General features: G+C 64.4%; 13 protein-coding genes and 1 riboswitch. Of the genes, 5 read left to right on the top strand and 8 right to left on the bottom strand.

The window, feature by feature from the left end; translation table 11 throughout:
- Window positions 1-30: 30 nt before the first annotated feature.
- A complete protein-coding gene (trhA, locus tag VUG52_RS24895; RefSeq protein ID WP_050707239.1) occupies window positions 31-648 on the top strand; it encodes a PAQR family membrane homeostasis protein TrhA in 618 nt (205 codons plus the stop codon).
- Here the strand turns inward: trhA and VUG52_RS24890 are convergent, their stop codons facing one another.
- From VUG52_RS24890 to VUG52_RS24880, 3 genes are all read right to left on the bottom strand, one after another.
- Window positions 649-1,368, bottom strand: coding sequence for a 16S rRNA (uracil(1498)-N(3))-methyltransferase (locus tag VUG52_RS24890; RefSeq protein WP_050707238.1), 720 nt, complete (start codon window positions 1,366-1,368; stop codon window positions 649-651).
- Window positions 1,369-1,544: 176 nt separating this feature from the next.
- The gene (locus VUG52_RS24885) at window positions 1,545-2,951 is read right to left on the bottom strand and encodes an adenosylmethionine--8-amino-7-oxononanoate transaminase (RefSeq protein ID WP_331832209.1); all 1,407 of its coding nucleotides are present in this window, start codon (window positions 2,949-2,951) and stop codon (window positions 1,545-1,547) included.
- Between the two features lie 88 nt (window positions 2,952-3,039).
- On the bottom strand, window positions 3,040-3,477 hold the full coding sequence (locus tag VUG52_RS24880) for a hypothetical protein (protein WP_262951301.1): 438 nt from the start codon (window positions 3,475-3,477) through the stop codon (window positions 3,040-3,042).
- Window positions 3,478-3,667: 190 nt separating this feature from the next.
- On the opposite strand from VUG52_RS24880, the gene VUG52_RS24875 reads away from it, so the two are divergent.
- The 3 genes from VUG52_RS24875 to VUG52_RS24865 all read left to right on the top strand — a co-directional run bounded on the left by VUG52_RS24875 (window position 3,668) and on the right by VUG52_RS24865 (window position 6,867).
- Complete coding sequence (locus tag VUG52_RS24875) at window positions 3,668-5,509, top strand: flavin monoamine oxidase family protein (protein WP_331832208.1); 1,842 nt, start codon at window positions 3,668-3,670, stop codon at window positions 5,507-5,509.
- Window positions 5,510-5,702: 193 nt separating this feature from the next.
- Complete coding sequence (locus VUG52_RS24870) at window positions 5,703-6,254, top strand: cytochrome b (RefSeq protein WP_050707234.1); 552 nt, start codon at window positions 5,703-5,705, stop codon at window positions 6,252-6,254.
- 34 nt (window positions 6,255-6,288) lie between these two features.
- Complete coding sequence (locus tag VUG52_RS24865; RefSeq protein WP_050707233.1) at window positions 6,289-6,867, top strand: YceI family protein; 579 nt, start codon at window positions 6,289-6,291, stop codon at window positions 6,865-6,867.
- Window positions 6,868-7,023: 156 nt separating this feature from the next.
- On the opposite strand, the gene VUG52_RS24860 is transcribed toward VUG52_RS24865, so the two are convergent.
- The 4 genes from VUG52_RS24860 to ahcY all read right to left on the bottom strand — a co-directional run bounded on the left by VUG52_RS24860 (window position 7,024) and on the right by ahcY (window position 12,441).
- A complete protein-coding gene (locus VUG52_RS24860) occupies window positions 7,024-8,925 on the bottom strand; it encodes a DEAD/DEAH box helicase (protein WP_220689948.1) in 1,902 nt (633 codons plus the stop codon).
- A 222-nt stretch (window positions 8,926-9,147) separates the two neighbouring features.
- Complete coding sequence (locus VUG52_RS24855) at window positions 9,148-9,930, bottom strand: substrate-binding periplasmic protein (protein ID WP_050707231.1); 783 nt, start codon at window positions 9,928-9,930, stop codon at window positions 9,148-9,150.
- Between the two features lie 116 nt (window positions 9,931-10,046).
- Window positions 10,047-10,892 carry a methylenetetrahydrofolate reductase [NAD(P)H] gene (metF, locus tag VUG52_RS24850; protein WP_050707229.1) on the bottom strand — a complete coding sequence of 282 codons (846 nt, stop codon included), beginning with the start codon at window positions 10,890-10,892 and terminating at the stop codon, window positions 10,047-10,049.
- Window positions 10,893-11,031: 139 nt separating this feature from the next.
- Entirely contained in the window at window positions 11,032-12,441 is a 1,410-nt protein-coding gene (gene ahcY / locus VUG52_RS24845) for an adenosylhomocysteinase (RefSeq protein ID WP_028688336.1), read from the bottom strand.
- A 21-nt stretch (window positions 12,442-12,462) separates the two neighbouring features.
- Window positions 12,463-12,559: riboswitch (S-adenosyl-L-homocysteine riboswitch) on the bottom strand.
- Window positions 12,560-12,738: 179 nt separating this feature from the next.
- Here ahcY and VUG52_RS24840 point away from each other — a divergent pair.
- Window positions 12,739-13,140: an acyl-CoA thioesterase gene (locus VUG52_RS24840; protein WP_050707228.1), complete on the top strand. Its 402-nt coding sequence runs from the start codon at window positions 12,739-12,741 to the stop codon at window positions 13,138-13,140.
- Window positions 13,141-13,254: 114 nt separating this feature from the next.
- Here the strand turns inward: VUG52_RS24840 and VUG52_RS24835 are convergent, their stop codons facing one another.
- The gene (locus VUG52_RS24835) at window positions 13,255-14,490 is read right to left on the bottom strand and encodes a cation:proton antiporter (RefSeq protein WP_331832207.1); all 1,236 of its coding nucleotides are present in this window, start codon (window positions 14,488-14,490) and stop codon (window positions 13,255-13,257) included.
- Window positions 14,491-14,668: the final 178 nt, after the last annotated feature.

Raw genomic sequence — 14,668 nt, 5'->3', positions numbered from 1 at the left:
CCCGAGCGGCGTAGCGAGGTCTTTGCTTGCATGTACCATGGTGAACGTTTCAACGCCTGGACCCACCTGGTCGGTGCGGTCCTGGCCTGCATTGGCGCGGTCTGGCTGATTGTCGTGGCCGGCCTGCAGGGCGATCCCTGGAAGATCGTCAGCTTTTCCATCTACGGCTTCACGCTGCTGTTGCTCTACAGCATCTCCACCCTCTATCACAGCACGCGAGGACGAGCGAAACGCGTCATGCGCAAGCTCGACCACCTGTCGATCTATCTGCTGATCGCCGGCAGCTACACGCCATTCTGCCTGGTGAGCCTGCGTGGGCCGTGGGGCTGGAGCCTGTTCGGGGTGGTCTGGGGGCTGGCGCTGATCGGCATGCTGCAGGAGATCAAGCCGCGCTCGGAGGCGAGGATCCTGTCAATCGTCATCTACGCACTGATGGGCTGGATCGTGCTGGTGGCGGTCAAGCCGCTGCTGCACAGCCTGGGCGGCGCCGGCTTTGCCTGGCTGGCGGCCGGCGGCGTGTTCTACACCGTCGGCATCATTTTCTTCGCCTTCGATAGCCGGTTCCGCCATTGGCATGGCATCTGGCACCTGTTCGTCATTGCCGGCAGCCTGATGCACTTCGTCGCGGTATTCTTCTACGTGCGTTAGTTAGAAATCGCCCCACAACTGCTGGGCCACCGACAACGCCACCACCGGCGCGGTCTCGGTGCGCAGTACCCGTGGACCGAGGCGGGCGGCGTGGTAGCCGCTGGCCTTGGCCTGCTCGACTTCCGCATCGCTCAGGCCGCCTTCCGGGCCGATCAGGAAGGCCAGCTTTGCTGGTTTTTCATGGCTGGTCAGCGGTTCGGCCACCGGGTGCAGCACCAGCTTGAGGTCGGCCTCGGTGCCCTTGAGCCATTCGACCAGGGTGACCGGTGGGTGGATCACTGGCAGGGTCGAGCGACCGCACTGTTCGCAGGCACTGATCGCCACCTGGCGCCAGTGGGCCAGGCGCTTGTCGGCACGCTCGTCCTTCAGGCGCACTTCGCAGCGCTCGCTGACGATCGGGGTGATTTCGTTGACACCCAGTTCGGTGGCCTTCTGGATCGCCCAGTCCATGCGCTCGCCGCGGGACAGGCCCTGGCCGAGGTGAATGTGCAGCGGCGAGTCGGCCTGGCCGGGGAGAGCCTGGTCGAGGCTGACGCGCACGCTTTTCTTGCCCACCTCGAGCAGTTGGCCGAGGTATTCCTGGCCGCTGCCGTCGAACAGCTGTACGGCGTCGCCGGCGGCCATGCGCAGCACGCGGCCGATGTAGTGGGCCTGGGCTTCGGGGAGCTCGTGCTCGCCAAGGCCAAGCGGGGCGTCGATGAAGAAGCGGGAGAGTCTCATGGTTCTACTCGGAATCTAATTAGGGGCATCGCCCCTGTAGGAGCGGCCTTGTGCCGCGAAAGGGCCGCAAAGCGGCCCCGGCGGTTTCTGCTGCGAAGCTGAAAACCTGGGGCTGCTCCGCAGCCCTTTCGCGGCACAAGGCCGCTCCTACAAGGGACCGTGTGAAGGCTTGGGGCCTAGCCCGGATCGCGGAAGTCGGGGTGGAAGTCGGCCGGCACCGCCACGCTGACGCGATCACGGGTGGCGATGTCGATCCCTTCGCTGGCCACCTCGGCCAGGAAGTCGATCTGCTCCGGGGTGATCACGTAGGGCGGCAGGAAGTACACCACGCTGCCCAGCGGGCGCAGCAGCGCGCCACGACTCAGGGCATGTTCGAAGACTTTCAGACCGCGGCGCTCCTGCCAGGGGTAGGCGGTCTTGCTGGCCTTGTCCTGGACCATCTCGATGGCCAAGGCCATGCCGGTCTGGCGGATCTCGGCGACATGGGCGTGGTCGGCCAGGTGCGCGGTGGCGCTGGCCATGCGCGCCGACAGGGCCTTGTTGGCCTCGATGACATTGTCCTGTTCGAAGATGTCCAGGGTCGCCAGGGCCGCAGCGCAGGCCAGCGGGTTGCCGGTGTAGCTGTGCGAGTGGAGGAAGGCGCGCAGGGTCGGGTAGTCGTCGTAGAAGGCCTGGTACACCTTGTCGGTGGTCAGGCAGGCGGCCAGTGGCAGGTAGCCGCCGGTCAGGGCCTTGGACAGGCACAGGAAGTCCGGGCGGATGCCGGCCTGCTCGCAGGCGAACATCGTGCCGGTGCGGCCGAAGCCCACGGCGATTTCGTCGTGGATAAGGTGCACATCGTAACGGTCGCAGGCCTCGCGCAGCAGCTTGAGGTACACCGGGTGGTACATGCGCATGCCGCCGGCGCCCTGGATCAGCGGCTCGACGATCACCGCAGCGATGCTGGCGTGGTGTTCGGCCAGGGTCTGCTCCATGGCCGCGAACATGTTTCGCGAGTGCTCTTCCCAGCCCATGCCTTCGGGGCGCAGGTAGCAGTCCGGGCTCGGCACCTTGATGGTGTCCAGCAGCAGCGCCTTGTAGGTCTCGGTGAACAGCGGCACGTCGCCCACCGACATCGCCGCGATGGTCTCGCCGTGGTAGCTGTTGGTCAGGGTGACGAAGCGTTTTTTCTGCGGTTTGCCGATGTTCTGCCAGTAGTGGAAGCTCATCTTCAGCGCCACTTCGATGCACGACGAGCCATTGTCGGCGTAGAACACCCGGTCGAGACCCGCCGGCGTCATCGCTACCAGGCGCTCGGACAGCTCGATCGCCGGCTGGTGGCTGAAGCCTGCCAGGATCACGTGCTCGAGCTGGTCGACCTGGTCCTTGATGCGCTGGTTGATGCGCGGGTTGGCATGGCCGAACACATTGACCCACCAGGAGCTGACCGCGTCCAGATAGCGCTTGCCCTCGAAGTCCTCGAGCCATACGCCCTCGCCGCGGCGGATCGGGATCAGCGGCAGCTGCTCGTGGTCTTTCATCTGGGTGCAGGGGTGCCACAGGACCTTGAGGTCGCGTTGCATCCACTGATCGTTGAGGCCCATGGGCACTTCTCCTGGCGTTACGGCTCGGTTTGACCGCGTAAGCCTAAGCAATGCCGTACGGCAGGACAACCGTTGGGACGCGGCTACCTCATTGAAGCTGGACCAGCGACCATTGCAGCTCACGCAGGCGCACGACGGAGCGTGGCCATGTGCAGATGGTCAGGCTCAAGACAGGGCGATCCAGCGTGTGCACGTGGCGGCCGTATTGGCCCGGGCCGCGCACAAATACGCTCTCGCCGTCATAGAGTTCGAGCCAGTACGCTTGGCTGATGCCCTTGCCGAATCTGCAGATGTCCAGCTCGAACGACAGGCCATGGACGAGGCGACCGAAATCGATCGCGACGTCGCATTCACCCAGCAGGGTCAATTCCTTGGCCATTTGCCATTCGTCGGTGACGTAATTCTCGGTTTCTACCTGACCTTGGGTACGCATGCTCCAGGCTGACGTGGTGTTCCAGTTCAGTTTCGCTTGGGGCGGTGAGAGGATGAGGTCGAATGGCGCTATGCAAGGCACGATCTTGTCCATTTGGGTGTTGGCCTGATCGCAGCTTGCTGTCGTGGTGGCGTGAGATACAACTGACAAAATTACCAGTTGCCAAAAGCACTTGATGTCACTGCGGTGGCAGGGTCGGCAGAGGTGACGTATTCTTAACGCATCTCTCCCGGGGCATTCTTCCCCGTCTCTTCTATCGCTTCTCTAACCGGAGTTCGCCATCATGGCTGCTGCTTGGGTGCGCCTGTGCGCGTTGGTATTGATCGGGGTGTCCAGCGGTGCCGCGCTGGCCAAGGACAAGACGGCGATCGTCGTCGGTGGTGGCCTGGCAGGCCTGACCGCAGCCTATGAGCTGCAGGCCAAGGGCTGGCAGGTCACCCTGCTGGAAGCCAAATCGGGCATGGGTGGGCGTTCGGGGCTGGCCACCAGCGAGTGGATTGGCAACAGCAAGACCCAGCCGGTGCTCAACCAGTACCTGGAGCGGTTCAAGGTCGGTACCCTGCCAGCACCGGAGTTCGTGCGTAACCCCGGCTACCTGATCGACGGCGAGTATTTCAGCGCTGCCGATCTCGCCACCAAGCAACCGGCTACCGCCGAGGCCCTCAAGCGTTATGAGAAGACCCTCGACGACCTGGCCCGCTCCATCGAGGACCCGCTGAACCCGGCGGCCAACAGTACCCTGTTCGCCCTCGATCAGATGAACGTGTCCACCTGGCTGGACAAGCTGCAACTGCCGGCAACCGCCCGTCAGCTGGTCAACCAGCAGATCCGCACTCGTTACGACGAGCCATCGCGCCTGTCGTTGCTGTATTTCGCCCAGCAGAGCCGCGTCTACCGCAACGTCAGCGATCGCGACCTGCGCGCCGCGCGTCTGCCAGGCGGCAGCCCGGTGCTGGCCCAGGCCTTCGTCAAGCAACTCAAGACCATCAAGACCAGCTCGCCGGTCACCGCCATTGTCCAAGACAAGGACGGGGTGACGGTCAAGGTCGGTGCCGTCGGCTACCAGGCCGATTACCTGGTCATGGCCGTGCCGCTGCGGGCCCTGGCCAGGATCCAGATGACTCCGGGCCTGGACAACCAGCACCTGGCCGCGCTGAAGGGCACCAACTACGGCTGGCGCGACCAACTGATGCTCAAGTTCAAGAACCCGGTATGGGAAAGCCGTGCGCGCATGTCCGGCGAGATCTTCTCCAACACTGGCCTGGGCATGCTGTGGATCGAGCCGGCGCTCAAGGGTGGCGCCAACGTGGTGATCAACCTGTCCGGCGACAACGCTCGCTTGCTGCAGGCCTTCGGTGACAAGCAGATGGTCGACCAGGTGCTGATCCGCCTGCACGCCTTCTACCCGCAAGCTCGTGGCGCCTTCACCGGTTACGAAGTGCGCCGTTACAGCACCGATGCCGGCATGGGGGGCGCCTACCTGGCCTACGGCCCAGGACAAATCAGCAAGTACTGGCGTCTGTGGGAGCGTCCGGTCCAGCGCATCGCCTTTGCCGGCGAGCATACCGACGCACTCTACCCGGGCACCCTCGAAGGCGCCCTGCGCAGCGGTCAGCGCGCCGCGGGCCAGGTCCAGGACCTGGCTGCGGGCAAGTCCTTCGACCCGGCCAAGGTCGCGCCGGTTGCCGCCGCAGCCGCCGCCGGAGCGGCGGGCGCCGTGGCGACGAAGGACAAGGGCGGGTTCTTCTCCAACCTGTTCGGTGGCGGTTCCGACAAGGCTCCGGCCAAGGCCGAGCCTGTGAAGGTCGAGGAGGCCAAGCAGGACAAGCCGGGCTTCTTCTCGCGCCTGTTCGGTGGTGCTGACAAGCCAGAGGTCAAGACCGCGCCGATCGCCAAGGCCGAGGAGATCGCCCCGGCGCCTGCACCGGCCCCCGCCCCGGTCGCCCCGGCACCTGTGGCCAAGGAGGAAGCGGTTAAACCTGCCGCCACCAAGCCTGCTCCAAGCAAGCCCGCGGCCAAGCAGGCACACAAGCCCGCTGCCAAGCCGGCGCCGGCGAAGAAGGCCACCGCCAAGTCGGAACCGACCAAGAAGCCAGTGGTCGACAGCCAGGCCAAGGCCGGCTGATCTCGCTATAGCCGCCATCGCGGATCTCCGCGATGGCGTCGGCACATCCAAACGACTATCGTTAATGTTTCCTTAATAGGAAGCTTGCAGACTAAATATCGGATTTTTAGATAATCCGAAGCAATTTTTTACGCTTTTATTCGATGCATTACGCGCTAGTCTTGTGCGCAGCTTTCACGGGGAATACGCCAACATGCAACTGCGCAACTCATCTTCCCGCTATGGCCTGGTCAGCATCGTCCTGCACTGGGGCGTGGCGCTGGCGGTCTTCGGCCTGTTCGGCCTGGGCCTGTGGATGGTCGGCCTCGACTACTACAGCCCATGGCGCAAGTCCGGGCCTGATCTGCACAAGAGCATCGGCCTGGTGTTGCTGGCCGCCATGCTGCTACGCGTGCTCTGGCGTTTCATCAGCCCGCCACCGCCGGCACCGGCCAACCATGGCAAGGTCACCCGCCTGGCCGCCAAGCTGGGCCACCTGGCGCTGTACCTGGGCCTGTTCGCGGTGATGGTCGCCGGCTACCTGATTTCCACCGCCGACGGTGTCGGCATTCCGGTGTTCGGCCTGTTCGAGGTGCCGGCGCTGATCAGCGACCTGCCTGACCAGGCCGACACCGCCGGGGTGATCCACCTCTGGCTGGCCTGGGGCCTGGTGATTTTCGCGGTACTGCATGCCCTGGCGGCACTCAAGCACCATTTCATCGACCGTGACGCGACCCTGACCCGCATGCTGGGCCGCAAAGCTTGACTCTCAACCTCAATTGCAAAGGAAGGAAGTAAGGATGTTGAAAAAGACTTTTGCCGCTCTGGCGCTCGGTACCGCCCTGATCTCCGCCGGCCAGGCCATGGCCGCCGAATACAAGATCGACAAGGAAGGCCAGCACGCGTTCGTTGACTGGAAGATCAGCCACCTGGGCTACAGCTTCATCCACGGCACCTTCAAGGACTTCGACGGCAACTTCACCTGGGACAGCGCCAAGCCCGAGGCCAGCAAGATCAGCGTCGACCTGAAGACCGCCAGCCTGTGGTCGAACCACGCCGAGCGTGACAAGCACATCGCCAGCGCCGACTTCCTCGATGTGAAGAAGTACCCGCAGGCCAAGTTCGTCTCCACCGCCGTCAAGTCGACCGGTGAGAAGACTGCCGACGTTACCGGCGACCTGACCCTGCACGGCGTGACCAAGCCGGTCACCTTCAAGGCTGTGTTCAACGGTGAAGGCAAGGACCCGTGGGGTGGCGAGCGTGCTGGCTTCAACGCCAAGACCACGCTGAACCTGAACGACTTCGGGATCAAAGGCCCAGGCCCGACCTCCCAGACCCTGGACCTGGATATCAGCGTCGAAGGTGTGAAGCAGAAGTAATTAGCGTTAGCTGAAAGACCGAGGGGCCGCTACGCGGCCCTTTCGCGGCACAAGGCCGCTCCTACAGGTACTGCGCTAAGCCAAAGGGCTGCACTGAACCTGTAGGAGCGGCCTTGTGCCGCGAAAGGGCTGCATAGCAGCCCCTCGGTGTTTCGATCAGCCCTTGCGGGTCAGCAACGCCGGACGCTCACCGCGTGGGCGGCTCGGCAGGTCGTCCAGTTGCTCGGGCGTCGGGTAACGGTCGAGCTTGGATTCCTTGCGAATGATCACCGGCGCGCTCTGCGACTCGCGCGGGTTACGCACGGCTGGTTCCTGGCGAGCCGATTCGTCACGGCGGTTACGGCCGCCGTTGTTGTCACGACGAGCACCGCCATTGCTGCCACCACCGTTGCGCGGGCGTTTTTCACCCGAGCCCTGGCCTTGGCGCTGTTGGCCATTGCCACGACCTTGACCTTGCGCCTGACCACCGCCGCTGCGTTGGCCTTGCCCTTGACCTTGTCCGCCATTGCCACCTGGGCGACGGTTGCGCCCATGGTTCTTGGCATTCTGGTAAGGGCTGACGTAGTCGGCGCGGTTGCCGAAGTTATCCACATCGTCGTCCAGGAACTCTTCCGGGTCACGATCGGCGGGAGCCAAAGGGATGGCCTTCTGGCCCTGTGCAGCCTGCTGCTGGCGTGGCTTCTTGTCACGCGGCTTGCGCTGCTGCTGGCCTTGCTGCTGCTTGTCGCCGGCCTTTTCCTTGTCGGCCTGCTTCTCGCCCGCAGGTTTGTTGCGGCCTTTGTCCTTGCCCTTGTCCTTGCGTCCGCCACTGCCTTCCTTGCCGCCTTCGCCACGAGGTTGCTGGTTGCGGCCACCGCGGCCAGTGTTCTGCTGGCGCTCGCGGACTTCCGGCTTCTCGGCCTCGACCTGGGAGGCGTCGAAGCCCATCAGGTCGCCATCCGGGATCTTTTGCTTGGTGACGCGCTCGATGCTCTTGAGCAGCTTCTCTTCGTCCGGGGCGACCATCGAGATGGCCTCGCCCGAGCGACCGGCACGGCCGGTGCGGCCGATGCGGTGAACGTAGTCTTCCTCGACGTTGGGCAGCTCGAAGTTGACCACGTGAGGCAACTGGTCGATGTCCAGGCCGCGGGCGGCGATGTCGGTGGCGACCAGCACGCGCACGGTGTTGGCCTTGAAGTCGGCCAGGGCCTTGGTGCGGGCGTTCTGGCTCTTGTTGCCGTGGATCGCCGCGGCAGTCAGGCCGTGCTTCTCGAGGTACTCGGCCAAGCGGTTGGCGCCGTGCTTGGTGCGGGTGAACACCAGTACCTGCTCCCAGGCACCCAGGGTGATCAGATGCGCCAGCAGGGCACGCTTGTGGCTGGCCGGCAGGCGGTAGACGCGCTGCTCGATGCGCTCGACGGTGGTGTTCGGCGGCGTGACCTCGATGCGCTCGGGGTTGTGCAGCAGCTTGTCGGCGAGGTCGGTGATGTCCTTGGAGAACGTCGCCGAGAACAGCAGGTTCTGGCGCTTGGCCGGCAGGCGCGCCAGCACTTTCTTGACGTCGTGGATGAAGCCCATGTCGAGCATGCGGTCGGCTTCGTCCAGCACCAGGATTTCGACCCGCGAGAGGTCGACGCTGCCCTGGCCGGCCAGGTCGAGCAAACGACCCGGGCAGGCGACCAGGACGTCGACGCCCTTGGCCATGGCCTGGACCTGCGGGTTCATGCCGACGCCGCCGAAGATGCAGGCGCTGATGAAGTTCAGGTCGCGGGCATAGACCTTGAAGCTGTCATGCACCTGGGCGGCCAGCTCGCGGGTCGGGGTCAGCACCAGCACGCGCGGCTGGCGCGGGCCGTGGCGTTGCGATTTGTCGGGGTGGCCACCCGGGAACAGGCGCTCGAGGATGGGGAGCGCGAAGCCGCCGGTTTTACCAGTACCTGTCTGGGCGGCGACCATCAGGTCGCGACCTTGCAACACGGCGGGAATGGCCCGCTGTTGCACCGGAGTGGGCTGGGTGTAGCCCGCTGCCTCGATAGCGCGGACAAGAGCCTCGGAGAGACCGAGGGAAGCAAAGGACATGGGCAATCCTGTTCTCGTGGGGGCTGGGCCCGATGGGGTGTTCTGCCTGGCGCGACGGGCATCGGAGGGATGCGATCGCGTCCGGTCCAGCTGGGCGTTCACGGCGCATCCTGGATGCCTGCAGGCGGCGCGCAAGGTGCGCTGCTGCGGGTCGAGATGCCTGTTGCGAGGCCGAGCGTCCGGGCGTGAGCCTGGCGGGAAGGCCCGAGTATAACAGAGCAATCAGGGTGTGCTGCGTTCCTGCTGCTCAACGGCGAAAGGAAAATCCCGATTGCCCAGGTAGCGGGCGTTGATCGCCGCATAGGCCGGCTCCTGCTTGAAGCGTCGCAGTTCATCGCTGAACGCCTGTGCCAGCTGCTCGCGGCCGGGCTTGCGGGCCAGCCCCAGGTACTGCGGTCGGCGGCTGATCACCAGGGGCAGCGCCTCGACGGTCTGTTCCAGGCCCAGCTGACGGCTGACATAGCGGCCAACCCGGCGGTCGGTCACCAGCAGGTCGATGCGCCCGAGCGCCAGCTTGCCGAAGTTGGCCTCGTGGCTGGGCGCAGGCTCGCGGCGGAACAGCGGCGATTCGGCGAAGCTGCCGTCGTAGACATAGCCCGGCGAGGTGCCCACGGTCAGCCCAGCCAGGTCTTCGAGGCGCTCGACCGGGTGGGGGCGTGAGCGGGCCTGGTAGAGGACGAACTCGACCTCTGACATGGGCTCGTCCGGGTAGACCAGGTAACCCTGGCGCGAGTCGACCCGGAAAATATCCATCACCGCGTCCGCCAGGCCCTGCTCGATCATGGCCAGGCAGCGCCGCCAGGGCAGGAACTGCCATTGCACCTCGACGCCCAGACGCTTGAACACCTCGTTGGTGACTTCGTAGTCGATGCCTTTGGGCTGACCGTTTTCCTGGTAGAGGTACGGCGCCCAGTCGTCGCTGACGATGCGCAGGCGTTCGGCATGGGCCAACGGGCTCAGGCCGGCGAGCAGCAACAGCAGGAAAGGGAGGATGAGCGTGCGCATGGCGGGAGAGTACGCTGCGAACCCGGGCAAGGCCAGTGAACACTGGTCGCGGGGGCCTGCGGCACAAGCGCGAATGAACAAGGCTTTGACCTGCGCCAAAGCCTTGTCCACGACCATCAGCGTGGCAGCTTCAGGTTATTCCAGATCGCCAGGCTCGGCTCGGCCTGGTTGAGCGTGTAGAAGTGCAGGCCCGGTGCGCCGCCTTGCAGCAGTTGTTCGCACATGCGGGTGATCACTTCCTCGCCGAAGGCCTGGATGCTGGCGGTGTCGTCGGCATAGGCTTCCAGCTGCTTGCGGATCCAGCGCGGGATCTCGGCGCCGCAGGCATCGGAGAAACGTGCCAGCTTGCTGTAGTTGGTGATCGGCATGATGCCGGGCACCACCGGGATGTCCACGCCCAGTTGCTGCGCGCGCTCGACGAAGTAGAAGTAGCTGTCGGCGTTGAAGAAGTACTGGGTGATGGCGCTGTCGGCGCCGGACTTGACCTTGTGCACGAAGTTGGCGAGATCCGTCTCGAAGTTGCGCGCTTGCGGGTGCATCTCCGGGTAGGCGGCGACCTCCAGGTGGAAGTGGTCGCCGGTTTCCTGGCGGATGAACTCGACCAGGTCGCTGGCGTAGCGTAGCTCGCCGCTGGCCATGCCCATGCCCGACGGCAGGTCGCCACGCAGGGCGACGATGCGCTTGATGCCGGCGGCCTGGTACTCGGCGAGCAGGGCACGCAGGTCGTCCTTGCTGTCACCCACACAGGACAGGTGCGGAGCAGCAGGGACCTTCACTTCGCTTTCCAGCTGCAGCACGGTGTTCAGCGTGCGGTCGCGGGTCGAGCCCCCGGCACCGTAGGTGCAGGAGAAGAAGTCCGGGTTGTAGCTGGCCAGCTGGCGGGCGACGCCCATCAGCTTCTCGTGGCCGGCGTCGGTCTTGGTGGGGAAGAACTCGAAACTGTAGCGGCGTTCTTGTGACATCTCTCGTTCCTTCGGTGGCGCGCCTGGGGCGGCTACCTGCAAATAAAAGCCAGGACGGTTGGGGCCGGCCTGGCTCGGACATCGGTTCGACGCGTTGCCAGCCAGCGCCAGGGCGATTGCCCGGCGCTGGCGCCGCTGCTTAGTAGCGGTAGGCGTCCGGCTTGAACGGACCTTCGACGGTCACACCGATGTACTCGGCCTGCTGCGGGGTCAGTTGGGTGACCACGCCGCCGAAGCCGCGGACCATCTCCAGGGCCACTTCCTCGTCCAGCTTCTTCGGCAGCACTTCCACGGTCAGGCGCTCGGCCTTCTTGGCGGCTGGCAGTTCGGCGAACTTCTGCTCGAACAGGAAGATCTGCGCCAGGACCTGGTTGGCGAACGAGCCGTCCATGATGCGGCTTGGGTGGCCGGTGGCGTTGCCCAGGTTCACCAGGCGGCCTTCGGCCAGCAGGATCAGGTAGTCGTCGTTCTGCGGGTCGAACACGCCAGCACCGGTGCGGTGGATCTTGTGAACCTGTGGCTTGACCTCTTCCCATGCCCAGTTCTTGCGCATGAAGGCGGTGTCGATCTCGTTGTCGAAGTGGCCGATGTTGCAGACCACGGCGCGCTTCTTCAGGGCCTTGAGCATGTTGGCGTCGCAGACGTTGACGTTACCGGTGGTGGTGACGATCAGGTCGATGCGGCCCAGCAGGTCCTTGTTGATGCCAGCTTCGGTGCCGGTGTTGATGCCGTCCTTGAACGGCGAGACCACTTCGAAGCCGTCCATGCAGGCCTGCATGGCGCAGATCGGGTCGACTTCGGTGACCTTGACGATCATGCCTTCCTGACGCAGGGACTGGGCCGAGCCCTTGCCCACGTCGCCGTAGCCGATCACCAGGGCCTGCTTGCCCGACAGCAGGTGGTCGGTACCGCGCTTGATGGCGTCGTTCAGGCTGTGACGGCAGCCGTACTTGTTGTCGTTCTTGCTCTTGGTGACCGAGTCGTTGACGTTGATCGCCGGGACTTTCAGCTCGCCCTTGGCCAGCATGTCGAGCAGGCGGTGCACGCCGGTGGTGGTCTCTTCGGTCACACCGTGGATCTTGTCCAGCATGGCCGGGTATTTCTTGTGCAGGATTTCGGTCAGGTCACCGCCGTCGTCCAGGACCATGTTGGCGTCCCATGGCTGGCCGTCTTTCAGGATGGTCTGCTCGATGCACCACTCGTACTCCTGCTCGGTTTCACCTTTCCAGGCGAACACCGGGATGCCGGCGGCGGCGATGGCGGCGGCGGCCTGGTCCTGGGTGGAGAAGATGTTGCAGGACGACCAGCGTACTTCAGCGCCCAGGGCGACCAGGGTCTCGATCAGCACGGCGGTCTGGATGGTCATGTGGATGCAGCCGATGATCTTCGCGCCCTTGAGCGGTTGCTCGGCTTGGTACTTGCGGCGCAGGCCCATCAGTGCCGGCATTTCCGATTCGGCGATGATGACTTCCTTGCGGCCCCAGTCGGCCAGGGAGATGTCGGCGACCTTGAAGTCGGAAAAACCAGCAGGCGTGTTTACAGCGCTCATTGAGAGCCTCCATTCGTAGTGTGCGAATGGGCGCCGTTGTGCGTTGAGCGTTCGCTTGCGCGAACAACGCCCCAACCGAGCCTGACAGGACGAACCTGCTGCAGCGCCCCTCGGCTGGGTGGCGGGATGGTCACCACTGCGGGGGACCATGTGAAACGGCAGGGATTATAGCCGCGGGCGTGTGACACACCCAAGACTTTCTGTCGATTAATCGAGACGATAGTCGATGTTCAATGGAGGGTGACCCAGCGGTCTGCCATCATTAGCCCATGTGAGCCAGGCAGGTCAGGAGTACAGATGAACTTTCACACCCGCAAATGGGTAAAACCCGAAGACCTCAACCCCAACGGCACCCTGTTCGGCGGCAGCCTGCTGCGCTGGATCGACGAGGAGGCGGCAATCTATGCCATCGTCCAGCTGGGCAACCAGCGCGTGGTGACCAAGTACATTTCCGAGATCAACTTCGTCAGCGCCTCGCGCCAGGGCGACATCATCGAGCTGGGCATCACCGCCACCGAGTTCGGCCGCACCTCGATCACCCTCAAGTGCGAAGTGCGCAACAAGATCACCCGCAAGGCGATCCTGACCGTCGACAAGATGGTCTTCGTCAACCTGGGCGAGGATGGTCAGCCGGCGCCGCACGGGCGGACCGAGATCAAGTACATCCAGGATCAGTTCCCGGACAGCGCCGTGGAGTGAGACCGGCGTTCGGCTCTTCGCGGGTAAACCCGCTCCCACAGGTCCTTCGGCGCCCTTGAAGGTTCTGCCATCCTGTGGGAGCGGGTTTACCCGCGAAGCAGCCAGCTCGATGCATCAGGCTTGTTGGCTTACGCCTTTGACCACCTTGCCGACCGTCAGACCCTGCACCAGGATCGACGACAGCACCACGATGTAGGTGATCGACAGCAGCAGGTCACGCTCATCGCCCTGTGGCAGCGACAGCGCCAGTGCCACCGACACGCCACCGCGCAGGCCTCCCCAGGTCAGCACGCGGATGGTGCCCTGCGGCACGCTCCGCCAGCGTCGCAGCAACACGATGGCCGGCGCCACGGTCAGCAGGCGCGAGGCCAGCACCGCCACCGCCAGCACGCCACCGGCCGCCAGGTGCAGCCAGTTGAACGGCAGCAGCAACAGCTCCAGGCCGATCAGGGCGAATAGCAGCGCGTTGAGCATGTCGTCGATCAGCTCCCAGAAACCGTCCATGTAGCGGCGGGTCATGTCGTTCATCGCCAGGTTGCGCCCAAGGTTGCCGATGATCAGGCCGGCCACCACCATGGCGATTGGCGCCGACACATGCAGCTCGTAGCACATGGCCGAGCCGCCGATCACCAGCGCCAGGGTCAGCATGACCTCGACCTGGTACTGCTCGACGCTCTTGATCATGCGATAGGTGGCATAGCCGATCAGGCCACCGAAGGCGATCCCGCCGATGGCTTCGCGGGCGAAGAGGATGGCGGTGTCGGTGACGCTCGGCGTCTCGCCCAGCTGGATGATGCCCAGCAGCACGGTGAACACCACCACCGCGGTGCCGTCGTTGAACAGCGACTCGCCGACGATGGTGGTCTTCAGCGGCTTGGAGGCGTTGGCGGTACGCAACGCGCCGAGCACGGCGATCGGGTCGGTCGGCGAGATCAGCGCGCCGAACAGCAGGCAGTAGATCAGCGGCACGTTCCAGCCGAACAGGGCGAACACCCAGTGCGCCAGGTAGCCGATCACCACGGTGGCGATCAGCACCCCGATGGTGGCCAAGAGGCCGATCGGCCAGCGGTAGCTGCGCAGGTCGGCGAGGTTGACGTGCAGGGCGCCGGCGAACAGCAGGAACGACAGCATCCAGTGCATCAGCAGGTCGTTGAAGTCGATCTGGTTCATCAGGCCTTCGACGCGCTCTTCCAGGCCAGGGAAGCCGATCAGGCTCAGGCCCTGCAGCATCAGGGAGAACAGCAGTGCGGTGACCATCACGCCGATGGCCGGCGGCAGGCCGATGAAGCGGTAGTTCACATAGGTGAGGAGGGTGGTGAGGCAGATAAACGCGGCAACTAATTCAAGCATCCCGAATCCTGTAACAGTGGCTTCCAAGTCGTTTCCCGAGTGACTCGGGCAGTTCTTTGATGACCTGGCGCGGGGTTCGGGACACACCTTATGACCCGAAATACCGAATTCGTTCCTCAAAACAGATTGCAGATACTTTGTGGGAGCACGCGTTATAGTGCGTGCAGCCGCCTGGTCA

Source organism: Pseudomonas sp. LH21 (assembly GCF_036549575.1).
Classification (GTDB): Bacteria; Pseudomonadota; Gammaproteobacteria; order Pseudomonadales; family Pseudomonadaceae; genus Aquipseudomonas; species Aquipseudomonas peradeniyensis.
Note: the sequence above shows the minus strand (reverse complement) of the source record. Positions and strands in the feature narration are given on the sequence as shown.

What these genes read in the sequence shown, in the direction of transcription:
- VUG52_RS24885 (WP_331832209.1), bottom strand. Translation starts at nt 2,951, where the DNA reads ATGGGCCTCAACGATCAGTGGATGCAACGCGACCTCAAGGTCCTGTGG.
- VUG52_RS24855 (WP_050707231.1), bottom strand. Translation starts at nt 9,930, where the DNA reads ATGCGCACGCTCATCCTCCCTTTCCTGCTGTTGCTGCTCGCCGGCCTG.
- VUG52_RS24835 (WP_331832207.1), bottom strand. Translation starts at nt 14,490, where the DNA reads ATGCTTGAATTAGTTGCCGCGTTTATCTGCCTCACCACCCTCCTCACC.
- VUG52_RS24875 (WP_331832208.1), top strand. Translation starts at nt 3,668, where the DNA reads ATGGCTGCTGCTTGGGTGCGCCTGTGCGCGTTGGTATTGATCGGGGTG.
- VUG52_RS24880 (WP_262951301.1), bottom strand. Translation starts at nt 3,477, where the DNA reads ATGGACAAGATCGTGCCTTGCATAGCGCCATTCGACCTCATCCTCTCA.
- VUG52_RS24890 (WP_050707238.1), bottom strand. Translation starts at nt 1,368, where the DNA reads ATGAGACTCTCCCGCTTCTTCATCGACGCCCCGCTTGGCCTTGGCGAG.
- VUG52_RS24870 (WP_050707234.1), top strand. Translation starts at nt 5,703, where the DNA reads ATGCAACTGCGCAACTCATCTTCCCGCTATGGCCTGGTCAGCATCGTC.
- ahcY (WP_028688336.1), bottom strand. Translation starts at nt 12,441, where the DNA reads ATGAGCGCTGTAAACACGCCTGCTGGTTTTTCCGACTTCAAGGTCGCC.
- trhA (WP_050707239.1), top strand. Translation starts at nt 31, where the DNA reads ATGTACCATGGTGAACGTTTCAACGCCTGGACCCACCTGGTCGGTGCG.
- VUG52_RS24840 (WP_050707228.1), top strand. Translation starts at nt 12,739, where the DNA reads ATGAACTTTCACACCCGCAAATGGGTAAAACCCGAAGACCTCAACCCC.
- VUG52_RS24860 (WP_220689948.1), bottom strand. Translation starts at nt 8,925, where the DNA reads ATGTCCTTTGCTTCCCTCGGTCTCTCCGAGGCTCTTGTCCGCGCTATC.
- VUG52_RS24865 (WP_050707233.1), top strand. Translation starts at nt 6,289, where the DNA reads ATGTTGAAAAAGACTTTTGCCGCTCTGGCGCTCGGTACCGCCCTGATC.
- metF (WP_050707229.1), bottom strand. Translation starts at nt 10,892, where the DNA reads ATGTCACAAGAACGCCGCTACAGTTTCGAGTTCTTCCCCACCAAGACC.